The organism is uncultured Helicobacter sp. (genome assembly GCF_937906905.1).
GTDB lineage: Bacteria > Campylobacterota > Campylobacteria > Campylobacterales > Helicobacteraceae > Helicobacter_B.
In genome coordinates this window covers 26,807-43,547 of record NZ_CALERY010000002.1, presented here as the reverse complement: position 1 = coordinate 43,547, position 16,741 = coordinate 26,807, and the positions used below count along the sequence as shown (strand labels likewise).

The window sequence follows — 16,741 nt, the reverse complement described above, 5'->3', positions numbered from 1 at the left end:
GCTAGAATCCCTTAAAACAGCCTTGGCGTGAAATATGCACGCAAATGTTCGAGCCTATCGAGATTCTTATAGGTATTGAGCAAACCTTCGCTTAAAGATTCTCCACTAGAATCTACTTTTAGGTCTCCTGCCCTTAACTCTTGCTTTTGCAAATTCCGCAATCGCTGTAAAAGTGCTTCGAGTGCTGCGGGGGTTTCTGGGATAGATTCTAGTCGCTCCTGCTGTAAAAGCAGTGCAGCTAGGGTGCAGAGATTGTCTAGCTCGAGCTTGATAAACTCCACCAAGCCCTGTGTGGCGACATGGCGCTCATCATAGATGATTTGCTCTTCTAGCGCGCTTGCTTGTGCGCTTTGGAGTAGCCCTAGCTCTTGTCCTTGAGCGATAAGATCACGCGCATCGTGGCTATCTTGGGCAAATATCCCAAAGCTATCGCCAAATCCAACGCGCAGCGCACGATCGCCTATAAGATGGAAGCGCACTCGAACGAGCAGCTCGCTCTGGCGCAGTGTGTGTGGCGAGTAGGGCAGTAGCGTGGTCTCAAATAGTGTGAATCGCTGTGGAGTGAGATTATGTCGCAGTGCATAGAGAAGTTTGCTGGCTTGATAGATCGCATAGACATCGCGCATGTGGGATTCTAGGAGTGGAAGACGCTTTAGCCCACTATGGATTTTGCCATAGACACTATCAAAATCCTGCTTGCTAATCCCCTGCGCACCTCGGCGGATAGCTGTGAGCGCAGCTTCATTGACAAGCGTGGCTAAACTTGCTCCGCTAAAGCCTGATGTCTGGCTGGCTATTTCTGGGATATGGGTGTGGAGATTATGGGGTTTGTTGGCAAGATACATAGAGAGGATATGCTCGCGCTCTTGCTTGTTTGGTAGCTCGATGAACAGCTTGCGATCAAACCGCCCGCTGCGCAATAGTGCAGGATCAAGCGCGTCGATATGGTTTGTCGCACCAAGCACGATGACTCCGCTATTATCACTGAAGCCGTCCATTTCTACAAGCAGTTGGTTGAGTGTGGATTCTCGCTCGTTATTGTGGCTGCCACTTTGGCGTGCTTTGCCAATAGCATCGATTTCATCGATGAAAATAATACATGGCGCGCTGGCTTTGGCACGACTAAAGAGCTCTCGCACGCGCTTTGCCCCCACGCCCACATACATTTCTACAAAGCTCGCCCCACTCTGGTAGAAAAACGGCACACCACTCTCGCCAGCAAGTGCCTTGGCTAGCAGGGTTTTGCCCACACCAGGTGCGCCAGAGAGCAACACACCGCGTGGCATATTCACATGGAAATGCTGGTATTTATGCGGGTTTTTAAGAAAATCCACGATTTCTAATAGCTCGGCTTTGACTTCATCAATCCCCGCCACATCGCTAAAGCGCATGCTTGAGTGTAGGGGTGCTATGGTAGAGCTAGATTCTAGGGGGTTGCTGCGCAAATTAGCATTCATGTTGGCATTCATGGGTGAAATTGCCATGCGTGAGCGCTTTTGGAGTAGCGCAAATGCACCTCCAACCACGCCAAGCAGCAATGCGATGATGAGATAAATAAGCCATGTCGAGCTAGTGCGCTCTATGGGGAGAGATTTTAGTAGGGCTGGGAGCTGGGAGGCATGGGTGGGCTGCTGGTTTGAGTCGGCTTTCGTGCTGCTTGTGCTTAGCTCAATAGAGGAGCGCAGGACTTTATAGACTTGAGAGTCTCGTCCTTTGGCATAGAGATAGTCGCCTTGCTCCCAGAGCTTGACGATGAGGTTTTTTTGCAGGGCGTTTTCTAGCGCATTTGCTGAAATAGTGGTCGCAGTATCTTTGAGCAGAAGCGCTAGCAGTAGCAATAAGATAATAATCACTCCGGCAATAATGATAATGAGATGTTTTGAGTTAGATTTTGGCATAGTTATGCTCCTTTTGCACCTCATAGTCAGTAATGGCGATCCACTGGGGCAGGGGGGTGCTGGATTCTATGAATATCTTGTTATAAAACTCATCAAGCCCGACAAACACATCGCCTAGCTGCTTTTCGATAAGCACATTGAGTGCTGCACCGCTAGCGAGCTTTTGTGCGCGGAAGCGGTGGTTGGAGCTAGCGATGTGGGTGGTAAGCTCATGCAGACGCTGCTTGCTTACTGCGCCATTTACCGCAGGGCGCATGCTTGCAGAGGCAGTGCCATCGCGCACAGAGTAGATGAAAGGATGGATATGTGTGAGTGGTAGGGTAGTGAGATTTGCAAAGGCTTCACGCCAGATCTCCTCGCTCTCTCCTGGGTGTCCTACGATGAAATCCGTCCCTATGGCATAGCCAAGATTTGCGATTTTATGGAGGAGATCATAATCACTAGCAAAGCGATTATGGCGGTTCATCTTCTCCAGCATATAATCATGCGTGTGCTGGAGTGCAATATGGAGATGTCGCTCGAGCTTTGGGTGGGAGAGTAGTGCAAAAAGCTCTTGTGTGATTTGACTTGGCTCAAGACTCCCTATCCGCACGCGGCGTAAGCCTTCAAGTGCAAAAAGCTTCTCTAAAAGCACAGCAAGTGAGGCTGAATGGCTGCTGCTAGATTCTAGGGAGGCTCTGCCGTAACTACCGACATTTGTGCCTGTTAGCACCACTTCGCTAATCCCAGAATCTAGCAAGACTTTGACTTGGTCTATGATGTGATCAAGCCGGAGTGATCGCGAGCGTCCGCGCACAGATGGGATAATGCAATAGCTACATGCAAAATCACAGCCCTCTTGGATTTTGATAAATGCGCGCGATTTGCCTACAAACTCGCTCACAATCGTGGAATCTACATGCGCGCTCTCTAGGTCATCATCATAGAAAAACCTGGAAGCTTGCAGGGCTGTAGATTCTGGGCTTGGGTGTGGATTTGTGGTATTTGGTGCGGCGGTAAAGTCCAGATTCTGGCTAGATTCTGGGGCTTGCCCTGGGCTTTTAGGTTTTGTGTCTTTAGAATCTAGGTGTTGGGGATCTAGGCGGAGATGTTGTAGCGCGGCGTTTATGCGCTCTTTGTGGCTATGACCTAGCACCCCCGCGACAAGCCCGCTTGTATAGAGTGCTTTGCCTTGTGTTTTGACTCCACAGCCTGTGAATACCACTTGCTTGCCTAGCTCATTAGCTCTTCGCACATAGCTGCGCACGCCAGAATCTGCGCCATTTGTTACCGTGCAGGAATTTACCACAATAATATCTGCCTCGCTCTCTTCTTGCGTGCAGTCAAAATCGCGTAGATTCTCGCGCATGATTTGGGTGTCATAGATATTGGTGCGGCAGCCAAAGGTTTTGAAAAAGACTTTAGGCTTTTGTGTGTATCTCTGGGGTGTGGGGGTTTGAGGCTTCATATCATAACTCACTGCGATTTATTGACTTGGGCTATCTTGGGGCTGGGCTGGGTTTGACAAGCTAGGCTCATAGGGTTTATTAGCAAAGCCATCGTGCGGGCTTTGGATAAATTTCGTCGTCTCATAGGCGATGAAAATATCAGGCTCTGCGAGCAAGGAGCGCATAATTTCTAGTGAGATTTGCGAGCGTAGAGTGAGCGTGGCATAGGCGTTTGTTTGATACCACACAGAAATCGTAATCCCATTTGGCACGATGAAGCTATACACACGCGGATCGACATTGGCGTTTTTAAGCGAGTAGCGATCGCGCATTTTGCGTAGCTGCTTTTTGGTGATTTGTGTGTAGCCACGAGCATATTTTGTCGCGACACTTTGGGCGATTTGCAGGGCTTTTTGTGCATTGGAATCAAATGTGATACAAAAGTCAATCCCGTCCCACACCGTCTGCATTCCTCCATGTGTATAGTTGGCAATCATCATTGTGAAGACAAAATTATTTGGGATAAAGATTATCCGCCCAGCGCGGCGGTTGTCTGTAAAGCTTGTGAGCGTTACATCTTCATAGATAGTGATACGCAGTAGCGAGATGTCTAGCACATCGCCAATATAGATAGAGCCATCTTTTTGCACGCGCACGCGATCGCCCACATGGACACTCCCGCCTAGCATGATGACAAACCAGCCCAAAATACTCATAAACAAATCTTTCATCGCAATCGCAAGCCCAGCAGATGCAAAGCCCAGCACTGCGACGAGATAGGTAACATTCTCCAAATACGCAAAGAGCAAAATCAAAATGATAATAGTGATATTGAAAAAATTGATGACTTTGTTTGTGGTGTAGGCGCGCTCATTATCGGCGATATAGCGCTTGATAAGGAGCTTTAGCCCAAGCGCGATTCCAATGCTTATAAGGATAGCGATGATAATGTAGATGAGCTTTAGGGTCTGCTTTTTGATTGCGTTTGAGATTTGGATATAGACTTCATCATAGCGCTTGGTGTAGATATCAATGCTTGTAGAGATGATGTTATATGCGCTTTGAAATTCTAGTAGCTCGCTTTGGGCAAGAGAGAGTTCTTTTGTGATTTGGGGAGATTTATCGAGCTTGTGCAAGCTATCTAGGAGAGAATATTTGCGCTCTATGAGTGCAAGAAGGCTCTCTAGGCTTTCTTTGTTGCTGGTGAATTGCGCTTTGGTGGATTGGAGGGTGTTTAGAAAAGAGATTCCGCCAATGATGGCTATGGGGTTTGTGATCGTGGGGATTTCGGTGATCTCTGGACGCTGGATAAGGTCTTTGAAAGGATCGCTTTTGGCTTCTTTTAGCATATCGAGCTGGCGCTCGAGTGTCTCTATGGCAAGGCGCTTTTCATTGAGCGTGCGCAAATCGTTTGCATCAATATGGAGCACTTCATCTTGGAGTGTGTGCATTTGGCGCATGATACGATTGTAGCTGGCATAGTCTGTGTATCGCTTGAGCCATGGGTTATTGCTTTTGGCAAGTGTGGCGTCAATAGATTTAAGCTCATCTTGTATTTGCTTTTGATCCATAAGCGCGATACTTGGTGCCTGGGTGGAGTGGATTGGCAAGCTAGATTCTGGTGCAGCGTGGAGCAGAGATAGTGGCACTAGCAATAGAGAAAAGAGCAGAGATAGTATTTTCATCGATATTGCATGCACATGCAAGCCTTTGTGGGTGGTGGGATTGAGCGGTATTATAGCAAAATCCACTCTTGTCGCCTAGCATTGAGACGCGATAAACGCATAGCCACTATGGGGCAGGATACAGATAGATTTGCTCTCCTTGCCTTTACGCAAGAGGATTTGCATGTTTCCTTGCAGTGCGCGCGGCATTTTCTGGCAAAATGGCTCGCCTAGGTGATTAAACCCTATGCGAAATGTGCCCATTTCTTGGCAGGCATTTTCGCTCATCAGCTCGATACTATCAATAGCGAAGCGCTCATGGAGTCGCACGAGGATTTCGCCGTTGTTGCGGCATTCAATGGGTGCATTGACATTGCTATATCCTGTGAGACAGCGCATGTTTGCGCCATTTCGTGCGATGATGTCGCCAGGCTGGGGCTGATTGTCTCTATCGGTGGTGGGTGAGAATCTAGGCGTGTCAAAAAACACACTAAAGCTATTTAGCGTGTAGATTCCGCTTTGGTGGAATTGGATTTGCCAGAGATTGCGGCTAGAATCTAGCAGTTTGTTTGGGTCGATTGATGGGTGGCTCTTGGTGAGTGTGCGTGTCTGTCTAAGCGTAGCAAAGTCAAGCGAGTCATTGAGAGCAAGGTGCTGGGTATAGCGAATGTAGGCTAGGGTGAGCTGCGCGGCTTTATGGAGTGAAGTATGCTTAGGCAGTGCGAAGCTCACAACTATGCCAAGCAGCATGACAGAGAGAATCAGCTCTAGTGCGCTAAATGCGGCACGCATTATTTCTCACTAGCTTATAGCGCGCGATGAGCTTGCCTAGGTAGCGGACTTCTATGATGTCTTTGGATTTTGTGGATTTGGGGCTGCTAGAATCTAGCGTATATAAGCATGCCCCGCTTCCAGCGCCAATCCCATAGAATCCCAGCCGTAGCGCTAGCGTGCTATCTTGGATTTTTAGATTTTTCACACCTCTGCTACTAAGCTCATGGGCGAGATCTTTTGCCACATAGTAGGAGCGCGCGTAGTTTGGCTCTAGGGAAAAGAGATAGACAAATTTATTTCCAAACAGGCAAAACACCTCGACACATAGCACACTAAAAATCACTGCCATACGCACCTTAAAACGCGTGCGATAGATTCTAAGGCGCGAGCGCATGTCGTTGTAGAATCCATACACAAGTGCAGGCAGCCCTACGACACATGCAGGCGCGAATTTGGCAATGTCGATGTCTTGGCGTAGGGAGAGTAGTAGAGAGAATATAATCCCGCTTATACTCACAAGCACTAGGAGTGAGTAGTCCTTGCGCCGAGCGAGAGCTGCATAGAGTGTATAGATATAGTAGAGAAATACTAGCGGGGAGAAAAGCATTGCCATAGCACCAAGCTCATCGAGAAAATACGCTTGTGGCACGCCATGGATAGAGCTTGAGTAGAGAAACATATTTATGCCAAAGCCTAGCAGTGCGGTGATGAGCGCGGTGTTGTTGCGTTTGTGCAGGGCGTGAATGCCTAGTGCGATAAAGAGCGTGCAAAACGCCAAATCAAGCAGCCCAATAGCAATAAGCAGCACATAAGGGATACGCTTAAATCGCAGCTGCAAATAGCAAACAAGCAAGAAGCCAAAGATGATAAATACACTCTCATAGAGCAAAATCGCAGAGATATTGACACCCGGAAGCAGTGCGTAGAGGAGGATTAGCAGTAGGCAGTCGCGCTTTTTTCTTAGGTAGATTCTGCCTATGGCATACATAAGCCACATGTTGATTGCATGCGTGAGTAGCAAGCTGCCACGCAGGCTATAATCACCCACGCCAAAAATCTCCAAACACACCCGCAGCCACGCAAAAAGCCACAAATCACTACCATAGAGCTTGGTGATTTCTTTGTAGCTAATGGAAATCTCGCTTATCATAAACAGCAGTGCGCCAAGGCTTATTAGCATGATTGCTATCACGCCAAAATCGATAACATCAAACCGCCTGGGGCTCATCGTGCCTGCGTGCTTGTTGAGCCAGATTTTTAGCTCGATTCTCGCGCGTGCAAGAATATCTGGCGGAAGCTTCCGCCCAAGCTCTGGTAAGAATCTAAAAAATCTCTTTGAAGTCATAGCCATGATCGAGCAGGCTCTGGCAGATTGATTGCTTATGCTCTGCCCCTTTGGTTTCTAGCGAGATGATGACATACGCATCGCCATAGGCGAGATTGGTGCTTGTCCTGTCATAGTCGATTTGCACGATGTTCGCCCCAGCTTTTACAAATAAATCGCTTAGTGTTTGCAGGGCGCCTGGTTTATCCACGAGCAGCACTTGGAATTGGAATTTGCGCATGGTTTTCACCAAGCCCTTTTGGATAATGAGATTGAGCATAGTTACATCGATATTCCCGCCACTTAGCACCACGCCCACGCGCGCGCTCTTTGGCAGTGTGAGTTTCTTGTGCAAGAGTGCAGCGACGCCCACAGCGCCAGCCCCCTCGACGATGAGCTTTTGATTCTCTAGGAGGTAGAGGATAGCAGAGGCGATTTCTTCATCATCGACTTGCAAAATCTCATCTACACCCTCTTGGATATAGGAGAAAGGTAGGGGATTGACATCGCGCACGGCAATCCCGTCGGCTATGGTGCGCACGACGGCGGCATTTTTGATCTTGCCGCTAGCGAAGCTCTCTCTCATCGCGGGTGCGCCTTTGGCGGTTATGCCGATGATTTTGGTGTGGGGGCTTAGGGCGCGGTAGGCAGAGGCGATCCCGCTGATGAGCCCACCTCCACCAATTGGCACAAGCACAAAATCCAGCTCCTGCTCGGCGATCATCTCTAGCCCGATTGTCCCCTGTCCTGCCATGACTGCTTCATCGGCAAATGGGTGGATAAACTCCAGCCCCCGCTTTTTGGCAATTTCGCAGGCTTTGGCGTAAGATTCATCGTAGTTATCGCCACTTAGCACCACTTCAGCGCCAAGCTCTTTGGTCGCTTGGACTTTGAGAAGTGGGGTGGATTCTGGCATGGTGATGATGGCAGGGAGTGCGAAATACTGCGCCGCGTAGGCTACGCCTTGGGCGTGATTCCCGGCACTTGCGGCGATGACGCCTGTGGGGGCATGGTTTTTTGCGTTGTCTTGTGGTGGTTTTTGCGTTTGATTGTTTGCGCGCTCTTGCATGAGAGCGATTTTGTTAAACGCGCCACGGATTTTGAATGCGCCTGTGCGCTGGAGATTTTCTTTTTTAAGATAGATGTGGGCGTCTAGGATTTTAGAGAGTTTGGGTGCGTAGGAGAGTGGGATATGCTCGATGATGGGCTCTAGGCGAAGTTTGGCGCGCATGATGTCTTCAAGTGCTAGCATGATGTCTCTTTAGATTCTTGGGCTGGTGGATTCTGCTTGTTACAGGAGTGTTGCAAAGTGCTAATTGTAGTCAAGTAAGCTTAAACTTGGATTCTAGTGCGCAAGTAGATTCTGCCAGCGCAGAATCTAGCTTTGAGGCTTGGCGGGGATTATGGTGTAGCCTAGGATTCTCGCCCATTGCATGTCTTGGCTGCTTTCTACGGCGTGGGGATTGCCCACAAGAGAGAGCAGGGGGATATCGCTAGGGCAGTCGCTATACGCATAAGAGCGCGCAAGGTCATATTGGCTTAAATCTAGGGCAGAATCCAGTGCATAGAGCTTTCTATGCTCCATAGTATGGAGTCCTGATATTTCACCACTTAGAAGACCATTGTTAGATTCTAGTTTAATGGCTACAACATGTGGGATTTTAAAATGTTCCGCAAAAAGTTTGATATATATCTCAAATCCTCCAGAGACAATGACAAGCGTATGCCCCTGCTCTCCATGCCACCGCACACGCTCGATGATAGGTGTATTTATATGCGGCAAAAGCTCATTGATAAAAAATTCTCTAGCAGTATCTTGTGCTTTTTGGGTTTCAAATCCGCGTAAGGCTTCGTAGCGCACGCTTTGGCAATATCTTGCACATGCTTTGGGGAAAAGCCTGCGAGCAATACTTTTCATTCTGTGCTGGAGCTTGTTTTGGATTCTGTATGGTCTGGTGTTATAGCCCCTAGATTCTGCTACAAGCTCCAAGTATCTTGCTGCACTTTGGAAATCTACCAGCGTTTCGCAAAAATCAAAAATTGCCAATATGTTTTTAGGCGCACTCATTTTGGCATGTCCTGCTTGCAGAAAATTTGCAAAGATTTTGCTACTTCTTGCATTTGCTCTTTTGTGCCAATACTTATGCGGCAATGGTTTGGTAGGATATGTGTATAGTTGCGGATAAAAATATTATTGGATTCTAGGAATACACATAATTCATCGACTTTTTCGCATTGCAAAAAGATAAAATTTGCCTGTGAGCGATAAGCTCTAAAGCCTTGCATAGAATCCAACGCCTTTAAAAATTCTCCTCTAGCTTCTAGCACTTCTTTCACATACGCTTGCATATATGCAATATCCTCTAGTGCGGCGATAGCGGCAATTTGTGAGAAATGCGGAATATTTTTTGGGTTGCGTAAGCGATTGAGTGCTGCGATGTTTTGTGGTGTGCTTAGGCAGTATCCTATGCGAAATGATGCCAGCCCAAATGCTTTTGAAAATGTGCGCGTAACAATGAGATTTTCTGTGTTTTGCGCTCTTTTGGCTATGCTAATTCCGCAAAATTCATAATATGCTTCATCGATGATAAATAGCGTATTGACATACCTGCTAATGAGTGTTTGTAGTGAAGCTATGTCATGCAGCGTGCCAGTGGGGTTGTTTGGATTGCAGAGATAGAGCATATTTGGCTGGTTGGATTCTAGGAAGCTATCTAGTGTCTCCCAGTTGATATGTCCGCTTTCATCTGTGTAGAAAAACATTGTTTCTAGCCCTCGTCCCTGCGCGCTTGAGCGGAAGTTATCGTAAGTTGGCGCGATAATACACACGCTTTCTCCTGCTGTGCCAAAAACCTGCAAGATAAATTCATGCACGCAATCACTACTTGCAAAAATCTCTATACACTCATTGGGAAGCTCTGTATATGTGCTTAGTAGATTGAGTAGTTTTTGGTTTTTTGTGTTTGGATACCAGTGTAGCTTGTCGTTTTGTAGTGCATGCTGGAGAGCGGAGAATACTTTTGGCGATGGGGGTAGGGTGGATTCATTCCAATCAAGTTTTATAATATTACCTTGGTCTTGGATTTCCCAGATTTTATGTGCGATTGGGATATAGGGCTTAAGTGTTTGGATAAAGTTATTTGGCTGCATGGGTGGCTATGGGCGATATGTGCTTGCTAGCGTGATGATTTCTTCATGATTTTTGAAAAGCGGTTCGTTTGTCTGCTCTGGGATTTCGCAGCTTGGCACATCTGGATTTAGCTCGATAAACATAGGCTCATCGCTAGAATCCAGCGTGAAATCCCAGCCTATGAGCCTGAAATGCGGTAGGAGCGAGTGCATGTCTTTTGCCATATCTAGGAGCTTTTGGAGATTTGGGATAGGGAGATTGCGCGACTCTTTGGTGGCGTTTGGCAGGGAGTCTATGTGCTCGCCTTTGCCACGGATAATAAAGTCTCGCAAGCAGCCTTGTGCTAGATCAATCCCTATGCGGAAATGCCCGCCATTTGATGTGAGCCCCTCCTCGCCTACGAGCAGCGTAGCAGAGAGAATCTCCACGCGCCCCTCCCAGAGCAGGCTCACTATGCGAAAGGTGTTGATACTTGTGGGGTTTAGGGCTGATAGCCACTTTGACTGGGAGATTTTCTCCTGAATGATAAAATCGCTTTTGTAGCTTGTGAGCAGCGCTTCTAGCTCGCTCTCTTTCGCGCTAGATTCTATAAGCGCTACGCCTTTGCCAGAGCCTGTTTCGTTTGATTTGGTGGGCTTGATCACGCATTCCCCAGAGTCTCGCACCAGGCTTATTAGCTCGCGCTTGCTGATTGCTCGCAGGCTGCGAGGGCTTGCAGAATCTATGCGGGCGGTTTTGGGAGTTTCTAGCGAGCTATACTCTTGCACGAAATACGCGCCATTGATACACTTGGCAATGCTTTTTGGGCGATTGAATGGCGTGAAAAGTAAGTCCGCGTAGTTTTTGTCCGCAAGGGCTTCTACATAGCCTTTGGCATTGAGCGCTGGGAGAATCTGCATGTAGTAGAAAGCATTATCTAAATAGGCATGATGTGTAGGGCAGAATCGATTGCTATTGTAGATAATCGTATGCTAATCAAGCGTATGAGAGAGTCGAGAGGCTGGGAGATAGCGACTCCAAAAGTCTAGGCAGGCTTCTTTGGCTTCCTGGGGCAAGGGCTTTAGTGGGTTGTGGAGCGATTTGTAGCTTTGAGTTTTGGCAAGGAAATAGCGCATGGCTTGGGCTCTTGTGTAGCGTGCGCGGAGAGGCTTGAGAAATGTGCGATAGGTGGAGGCAAGAATACTCATAGTGATGTCCTAGTCTGGAGTGACGCTTGTGCTCTCTTGTGCCTAGATTCTATGACAAGTCTTGGACATAGCCCTGTATGTGGTGTATGGGGGCTAGGCGAGATGCGGCTCGCATTCTATCCCCCCCCCCCTTAAATATTTATTAAAAGTCGCAGTGCTTCGCACTGCCAAAAAGACAAAAGATAAGGACAAATAAAAATAGGGAGAGTAGCGATATGCGAAAGCTAAAGGAGCTAGGCGGAAATGCCGCGAGGGCTTGCTATGCGGAGGGCTGGAGCGGGCTAGGGAGAGCGTGGCTTGGGGGATTGTGGCGTGTAGATTATGTAAAGTCAGCGTGCTATGGGTGCTACTAGAATCTAGGGCGCTGGAATCTGCTTGCTAGATTCTGGGGCTTAGGCTGTGGTGTTTGGCTTGTAGTGGTAGGGTCTAATCGCTAGTCGCGCACGATGACGGGACTTAGATTGTGGGATTTGGCAAAATCTTGGGCTTCTTCTTCACTTTGAAATCCTTGTAGAAATACCCGATACAAGCCATCTTGCTCTTTGATTGTGGCGTTGTAGTTTGTGTCGCTGTATTTTTGCTGCACAGATTCTGCGCCGCTTTTTTGCTTAAACACGCCTAGCTGCAGTGAGAAAGAGCCACCAGAGACGACGAGATTTTCATCATCGCTGGTTTCAAACTCATCTTGAATCGCTTCGCTTGAGATACTAAGCGAGTTTTGGTAGTGTTTATCGACCTTGCCGCCAAAGCCTATGACTTCTATCCGCACCTTTGCTGTGCCTTTTTGCACCATATCTATGTCTTTTGCTGCGGCGTTGGAGAGATCGATAATGCGCCCATCGACAAAAGGACCGCGATCATTTATGCGCACAATCGTCGTCTTGCCATTATCTTTGTTGAACACTTTTACAATCGTATTCATCGGCAGAGTTTTGCTAGCTGCTGTGTGGGCGTGCATGTTGTATGTCTCGCCATTTGAAGTGGCTTTGGCGTGGAAATTTGGACCATACCAGCTAGCAATGCCATCAAAAGTCTTACCCACTTTGACTTGCGTGGGGTAATACCACTTCCCAGCGATTTGATAGGGGCGCATGGTAGCACGCTGGATCGCCTCACTCTCTCGCATGCCTGCTAGCAGTGAGCCATCGTTCCCGCTAAAGCTATCTGCCGGAGCATTATTGGCGCTAAACCCACCCGAAGTGCCCGAGCTACTTTTGCCAAGATGTCCTAGTGCGAAGACATCGCCACCAAAGGCTTGGTTGGTATAGTTTGGCGTATGTGAGCCTGTGGAGCGATAGAGATCGAGCGAGTCGTAGTCTTTAAACGCGCCAATCCCACCGCGATATACGCTCTCGTTTGCGCAGCCACTTAAGCCCAGTGCTACACATACCACAAGCGCGCTACATGATATAAAAAAGCTAGAGAAAAATGTGCGCGCGCTCGTAGGGGAGATCATGCTAGTTTTGCGCGATTTTTTGTGGCACGAGCAGTGGAATCACAAGCTTTTGATTTGCAAAAATCACTTGCTTGCTCGAGAAATTGTTACTAAGCTTGAGTTCCTGCACGCTTATGCCGTATTTTTTGGCGATTGAGGCTAGGCTCTCGCCTTGTTTGACTTTGTGGAAGACGAATTTGGAGGTAGGCAGTGCGTTTGGATCGAAATTTTGCTTGAAATAGGCAAGCTTATCATAGGGGATATAGATAGCGTATTCCTTGCTGGATTGGGGGAGAAAATTGTAGGTGAAATGGCGATTGTATTTTTTGATGTCTTCTAAACTCATGCCAGCTGCTGCTGCGATACTCGCTAGCAGCGTGCCGCCTTTTACCTGCACTTGGGCTAGTGTGTCAAATGCCCCGCGATTTAGCAGGTATTCACGATCGAGGGCTTGCATTTTTGGCGCATTGCTAAAGGCTAAAGACATGCTTAAAATCGTGCGGATATATTGGCGCGTCTCGGCTGGGAGATATTTGGCTTGCTCATCAAGTAGCACTTCTAGCTCGCTGGATTGCGCGCGTTCAATTGCCTTTTTGAGTCGCCCTAGCCCGCAGTTATATGCCATGGCTGCTAGATACCACTGTCCTGTGGAGTTGTAGAGAAACTGCAGATACTTAATCGCGGCGCGCGTGCTTTTGATAGGGTCGCGACGCTCATCGACATAGTCGTTGATCACAAGTCCAAGATCCTTTGCAGTATATGGCATGAACTGCCAAATTCCCACCGCGCGCTTTTTGCTATATGCCCTAGAGGAGAATCCAGATTCTGCCATCGCTAGGAACAAAAACTCCTGCGGGATTCCTGATTGCGCGATCATGGAGCGAATGATTGGGATAAACTCATAGCTAGAGTCAAACTGATCTACAAACCGCACCCAGCGCGTATCGGTGCTTGCGGATTGGAGAAGGACATTAGACTGGAGAGAGTGCAAAAACTCCGTGCCAACACCTAGGGAATTTAGTGTGGAGGTAGCGTATTTATCGGGGATAAATCCTCCTGCACTCACTTGGCTAGTGATGAGTGCTACACAGACTAGGGGGAGCTTCAGCCAGCTATTTAGGCTCTCATGGCAAGCCTTATAGCTTTTATGAAAGCTTTCGTAGAATTTGTGGTATAGATTTTGTGTCTTACAGCGCACAAATACTCCTAATATAGATTCTTAAGGTAGTTTGCTTGCGAGTTTATGCAATCTTGATCCACTCTTTGTGATAAAGCCGCGCATTGTAGCAGATTATGATAAATAAGATAAAAGATACTATAATGCGCGCTCACTCGCATATCACGCTAAGAGCTTGGAGATGTTTTGGAGAGAATATGGAAAAAACAATAGAATTATTCACACAGCATGATGAGCTAAAAATTATCGATACACCGCTTGATATCCACCTAGAGATCCCCCACCTAGCCTACCTTGAAGTCAAAAAGCCAGGCGGTGGCAAAGCCTTGCTCTTTACCAAGCCTGTGGATAGGGCAAGGGGCGTGGAGTTTGATATCCCTGTGTTTATGAATGTGTTTGGCTCATTTAAGCGCACAGAGCTTATTGCCACCCAGCCACCAGAGTCAATCGCTGCACTGATAAAATCCCTGCTCAATCTCGCTCCCCCAAAAGGCTTCAAAGCCATGCTCTCTGCGCTTAAGCGCTACTCGATTCTCCGCTTTACTCTGCCAAAGCTTGTGCGACACTCTAGCGCGCAGGCAGTGCGCTATATGGGGGATAATATCGATCTCTATAAGCTGCCAATTCTTACCACATGGAAGCATGATAGCGCGCCATTTATCACCATGGGGCAGGTTTATACCCAAAGCCTTGATGGCAAGCGTAAAAATCTAGGTCTCTATCGCCTCCAAGTTCATGGCAAATCCACGCTAGGGCTGCACTGGCAGATCCATAAAGATTCTACACATTTTTTTCACGAGTATAAAAAAGCAGGGCAGAAAATGCCTGTAACCATAGCTCTAGGCGGTGATCCGCTCTACACATGGTGCGGGCAAGCCCCGCTTCCGCATGGAATCTATGAGCTCATGCTCTATGGGCTTATCAAGCGCAAACGCCCAAGACTTGTGCGCTGCCTTACCAACCCCATAAGCGTGCCAGCAGATGTGGATATCATCATCGAGGGCTTTGTAGATACGAGCAAAATGCTTGATGAGGGACCATTTGGCGATCATACGGGATTCTATACGCCTATCGAGCCTTATCCTGTGCTAGAGATCACTGCCATTACGCACAAACCCCGCCCGATTTACCCAGCTACCGTGGTGGGCAAACCCCCTCTCGAAGATAAATACATGGGATATCTAACCGAGCGAGTATTTCTCCCGCTACTCCAAACTAGTGCGCATGGGCTACTAGACTACAATATGCCAGAAAATGGCGTGTTTCATAACCTAATCCTTGCTAAAATCGCGCCGCAATACCCAGGGCATGCCAAGCAGATTATGCACGCGTTTTGGGGTGTGGGGCAGATGAGCTTTGTAAAGCATGCGATTTTTGTGGGAGAGGACGCACCAGAGCTCACAGACTATCCAAATCTCTTGTGCTATATTCTAAATCGCTTTTCTACTCGTAGGATTCTCATTAGCGAAGGCGTGTGTGATGCGCTTGATCATGCAAGCCCAGAATATGCCTATGGTGGGAAATTAGGGCTTGATGCGACTGCACCGCTAGATTCTCATACGCAAGGGCAAGAGTCTAAAAAACTTCAAAACCCTAAAGACTCGCACATACAACTCCAGCCCATCAGCGATGAAGCGCTTCTAGTAGCTATACGCAATGCGCTGGATTCCAGAGCGGTGGGCGTGCGGGTTACACTGGTGCGCCAGTATGGCATGCAGTGCGCTACGCCAATAGCAGTTATTGGTGTGGAGGGAGCGGATTCTAGGCTGCTTGATGATGTGGAGGTATGGGGTGTGTTAGCGGATTGCCTGCGGATTGGGGTGTTTGTCGATGTGCAGAAAAATGACCTTGATAATCCCTATATGCTTGTGTGGCGCGTTGTGAATAATATCGATGCTAAGCGCGATGTGCGTGTGCTGGGCGAGCAGGTTTTCATCGATGCTAGAGATAAGCTTGAATCTGCTACGCACCCGCGCGCTTGGCCTATGGAGACAGATTGTAGCCCAGAGGTTATCCAAGCGCTGCGGGAAAAGGGCTTTGAGATTAGTGAGCAAATGTTGCATGACTTTCATATCTGCCACAGCCCTACCACACCAGAATCTAACGCGCGCTAGATTCTAGGGATTGCGCTTTATGAAAACCCTGGAATCTAGTTTTAGCGATGAGGTGCTGGATTCTAGGGGTTTGGATATGTATGAGTGCAAAGGCTCGAAATTTTTAAGTGTGCTTGTGCCATTGGCGGCGTTTGAGCCTAGCCTTGAAGCGCTAAAATCCATGCACCCAAAGGCAGTGCATTTTGTCTATGCGTTTCGCGCGTATAGGGAGGGGCAGATTCTAGAGCGTGGTAGCGATGATGGCGAGCCTAAAGGCAGCTCTGGTGTGCCTGTGCTCAATGTGCTTCGTGGGGCGGAGCTGGTGGATTGTGCGGTGATCGTGGTGCGGTATTTTGGTGGAACGCTGCTTGGTGTGGGTGGGCTGGTGCGCGCTTACACTAGGGCTGCGCAGCTTGCGCTAGAATCTATGCAAGAGCATATCGTGCCATTTTGCCTACTAGAATCTATGCAAATCATGGTGGGATACGCTGCGCTACGCGGAGTGGAGTATCATGCCAAAAGGCTTGGTGTAGAGATTTGCGCGCGGGAGTTTCTTGCTCATGGTGTGCAGCTCACACTTCGCGCACAAAGCGCCCAGCTCGCAGAGCTACAAGGGCTTCTATAAGTTAGAT

The 16,741-nt window shown here is 48.2% G+C and carries 13 protein-coding genes and 2 pseudogenes; 3 read left to right on the top strand and 12 right to left on the bottom strand.

Going from position 1 to position 16,741, the window contains the following annotated elements; genetic code table 11:
* Window positions 1-11 precede the first annotated feature (11 nt).
* From Q0171_RS00310 to Q0171_RS00265, 10 genes and pseudogenes are all read right to left on the bottom strand, one after another.
* Entirely contained in the window at window positions 12-1,898 is a 1,887-nt protein-coding gene (locus Q0171_RS00310) for an AAA family ATPase (RefSeq protein WP_299325535.1), read from the bottom strand.
* A 61-nt stretch (window positions 1,899-1,959) separates the two neighbouring features.
* Window positions 1,960-3,345: pseudogene (mtaB, locus tag Q0171_RS00305) on the bottom strand (tRNA (N(6)-L-threonylcarbamoyladenosine(37)-C(2))-methylthiotransferase MtaB); the annotation flags it as partial.
* Between the two features lie 18 nt (window positions 3,346-3,363).
* Entirely contained in the window at window positions 3,364-5,010 is a 1,647-nt protein-coding gene (locus tag Q0171_RS00300; protein WP_299325534.1) for a mechanosensitive ion channel domain-containing protein, read from the bottom strand.
* Window positions 5,011-5,085: 75 nt separating this feature from the next.
* Window positions 5,086-5,781 (bottom strand): hypothetical protein, encoded by a 696-nt coding sequence (locus Q0171_RS00295; RefSeq protein ID WP_299325532.1) that lies wholly within the window; start codon window positions 5,779-5,781, stop codon window positions 5,086-5,088.
* The gene (locus Q0171_RS00290; RefSeq protein WP_299325530.1) at window positions 5,765-7,114 is read right to left on the bottom strand and encodes a hypothetical protein; all 1,350 of its coding nucleotides are present in this window, start codon (window positions 7,112-7,114) and stop codon (window positions 5,765-5,767) included. The genes Q0171_RS00295 and Q0171_RS00290 overlap by 17 nt, the downstream gene beginning before the upstream one ends.
* Window positions 7,086-8,339 (bottom strand): threonine ammonia-lyase, encoded by a 1,254-nt coding sequence (gene ilvA / locus Q0171_RS00285; protein WP_299325529.1) that lies wholly within the window; start codon window positions 8,337-8,339, stop codon window positions 7,086-7,088. The genes Q0171_RS00290 and ilvA overlap by 29 nt, the downstream gene beginning before the upstream one ends.
* Before the next feature lie 126 nt (window positions 8,340-8,465).
* Window positions 8,466-9,155, bottom strand: coding sequence for an HAD-IB family hydrolase (locus Q0171_RS00280; protein ID WP_299325528.1), 690 nt, complete (start codon window positions 9,153-9,155; stop codon window positions 8,466-8,468).
* Entirely contained in the window at window positions 9,152-10,237 is a 1,086-nt protein-coding gene (locus Q0171_RS00275; RefSeq protein ID WP_299325527.1) for a histidinol-phosphate transaminase, read from the bottom strand. Before Q0171_RS00275 ends, Q0171_RS00280 begins: the two co-directional genes overlap by 4 nt.
* Before the next feature lie 6 nt (window positions 10,238-10,243).
* Window positions 10,244-11,116: a sugar-transfer associated ATP-grasp domain-containing protein gene (locus Q0171_RS00270; protein WP_299325525.1), complete on the bottom strand. Its 873-nt coding sequence runs from the start codon at window positions 11,114-11,116 to the stop codon at window positions 10,244-10,246.
* Between the two features lie 72 nt (window positions 11,117-11,188).
* Window positions 11,189-11,404 carry a hypothetical protein gene (locus Q0171_RS00265; protein WP_299325523.1) on the bottom strand — a complete coding sequence of 72 codons (216 nt, stop codon included), beginning with the start codon at window positions 11,402-11,404 and terminating at the stop codon, window positions 11,189-11,191.
* Between the two features lie 215 nt (window positions 11,405-11,619).
* Between Q0171_RS00265 and Q0171_RS00260 the strand changes: the two genes are divergently transcribed.
* Window positions 11,620-11,757 carry a hypothetical protein gene (locus tag Q0171_RS00260; RefSeq protein ID WP_299325521.1) on the top strand — a complete coding sequence of 46 codons (138 nt, stop codon included), beginning with the start codon at window positions 11,620-11,622 and terminating at the stop codon, window positions 11,755-11,757.
* 80 nt (window positions 11,758-11,837) lie between these two features.
* Here Q0171_RS00260 and Q0171_RS00255 read toward each other — a convergent pair.
* A pseudogene (locus Q0171_RS00255) lies at window positions 11,838-12,533 on the bottom strand (septal ring lytic transglycosylase RlpA family protein); the annotation flags it as partial.
* A gap of 328 nt (window positions 12,534-12,861) precedes the next feature.
* On the bottom strand, window positions 12,862-14,037 hold the full coding sequence (locus Q0171_RS00250) for a lytic transglycosylase domain-containing protein (RefSeq protein WP_299325519.1): 1,176 nt from the start codon (window positions 14,035-14,037) through the stop codon (window positions 12,862-12,864).
* 176 nt (window positions 14,038-14,213) lie between these two features.
* Between Q0171_RS00250 and Q0171_RS00245 the strand changes: the two genes are divergently transcribed.
* Together Q0171_RS00245 and Q0171_RS00240 are read left to right on the top strand one after the other, a co-directional pair.
* On the top strand, window positions 14,214-16,130 hold the full coding sequence (locus Q0171_RS00245) for a menaquinone biosynthesis decarboxylase (protein WP_299325516.1): 1,917 nt from the start codon (window positions 14,214-14,216) through the stop codon (window positions 16,128-16,130).
* 19 nt (window positions 16,131-16,149) lie between these two features.
* Window positions 16,150-16,734, top strand: coding sequence for a YigZ family protein (locus tag Q0171_RS00240; RefSeq protein WP_299325515.1), 585 nt, complete (start codon window positions 16,150-16,152; stop codon window positions 16,732-16,734).
* Window positions 16,735-16,741: the final 7 nt, after the last annotated feature.

Bases quoted from the DNA above. Each gene is read 5' to 3' on its own strand.
- Q0171_RS00265 (WP_299325523.1), bottom strand. From the start codon at position 11,404: ATGAGTATTCTTGCCTCCACCTATCGCACATTTCTCAAGCCTCTCCGC.
- ilvA (WP_299325529.1), bottom strand. From the start codon at position 8,339: ATGCTAGCACTTGAAGACATCATGCGCGCCAAACTTCGCCTAGAGCCC.
- Q0171_RS00275 (WP_299325527.1), bottom strand. From the start codon at position 10,237: ATGCAGCCAAATAACTTTATCCAAACACTTAAGCCCTATATCCCAATC.
- Q0171_RS00245 (WP_299325516.1), top strand. From the start codon at position 14,214: ATGGAAAAAACAATAGAATTATTCACACAGCATGATGAGCTAAAAATT.
- Q0171_RS00300 (WP_299325534.1), bottom strand. From the start codon at position 5,010: ATGAAAATACTATCTCTGCTCTTTTCTCTATTGCTAGTGCCACTATCT.
- Q0171_RS00295 (WP_299325532.1), bottom strand. From the start codon at position 5,781: ATGCGTGCCGCATTTAGCGCACTAGAGCTGATTCTCTCTGTCATGCTG.
- Q0171_RS00310 (WP_299325535.1), bottom strand. From the start codon at position 1,898: ATGCCAAAATCTAACTCAAAACATCTCATTATCATTATTGCCGGAGTG.
- Q0171_RS00260 (WP_299325521.1), top strand. From the start codon at position 11,620: ATGCGAAAGCTAAAGGAGCTAGGCGGAAATGCCGCGAGGGCTTGCTAT.
- Q0171_RS00270 (WP_299325525.1), bottom strand. From the start codon at position 11,116: ATGCAGATTCTCCCAGCGCTCAATGCCAAAGGCTATGTAGAAGCCCTT.
- Q0171_RS00290 (WP_299325530.1), bottom strand. From the start codon at position 7,114: ATGGCTATGACTTCAAAGAGATTTTTTAGATTCTTACCAGAGCTTGGG.
- Q0171_RS00240 (WP_299325515.1), top strand. From the start codon at position 16,150: ATGAAAACCCTGGAATCTAGTTTTAGCGATGAGGTGCTGGATTCTAGG.
- Q0171_RS00280 (WP_299325528.1), bottom strand. From the start codon at position 9,155: ATGAGTGCGCCTAAAAACATATTGGCAATTTTTGATTTTTGCGAAACG.